The following is a 626-nucleotide window of genomic DNA, read 5'->3' as shown; positions in this document are numbered from 1 at the left end:
GCCGCGACGGCGCTTGCGCTCATATGGCGCCAGCTCATTCAGGTTGCACGGGAGGCAAAGAATCCCGCGAACGCAGCATCGGTTGCTGGAACCCTTGATGCCGCAGCAGTGATGGTCGTGATCGATTTGCCAGGGGCGTGGTTCAACGTGAGGGATGCCGCCGTCGCAGGGCTCCTCATTGTTCCCGCAGAGGGCGCACCGGAAATTCTGCGCGCGCCAGATGGCGTTGTACTGGGGGATGCTGATCCCGTACCTCTCGATACCGCGGCGCATCCGGTAGCACCCTTGGCACTCGCGGCCCCGTACCAGGCGGGCCGCCCACGCTCCACAGCCGCAGAACTCACCGTCCCCCTCGAGTTCGATCCGCGTCATGATTCGCTCGATGCTCTCCGGGGAAACCATGCCGGGATCCTAGAGCTCGCCGCTGACATCACCCACCGTCGTCCAAGTCCTGTGTCAGGCACGGATCTGGCGGCTCGGCCGTCGGCACCGGTGGAAAACTCAGGCGTGGTTCGAGGGTGCCCGACTGGCGTTCCGTGGCCGATCAGCCATCAGTCATGAGTCAACGGGAGCCCCCCGGTTCGTGTAGGTTCTCGCCGCTCGTGGCGCAGGCTGAGCTCTCTGGC

1 protein-coding gene is annotated in these 626 nt (G+C 65.2%); it reads right to left on the bottom strand.

The window, feature by feature from the left end:
* A partial coding sequence (locus CCN56_RS40505) for an endonuclease domain-containing protein (protein ID WP_218779508.1) occupies positions 1 to 402 on the bottom strand: 402 nt, incomplete at its 3' end.
* Positions 403 to 626: the final 224 nt, after the last annotated feature.

Origin of the sequence: Streptomyces sp. NRRL B-24572 (genome assembly GCF_002156145.1) — a bacterium.
Classification (GTDB): domain Bacteria; phylum Actinomycetota; class Actinomycetes; order Streptomycetales; family Streptomycetaceae; genus Streptomyces; species Streptomyces vietnamensis.
This window is presented reverse-complemented; position numbering and strand designations above follow the sequence as displayed.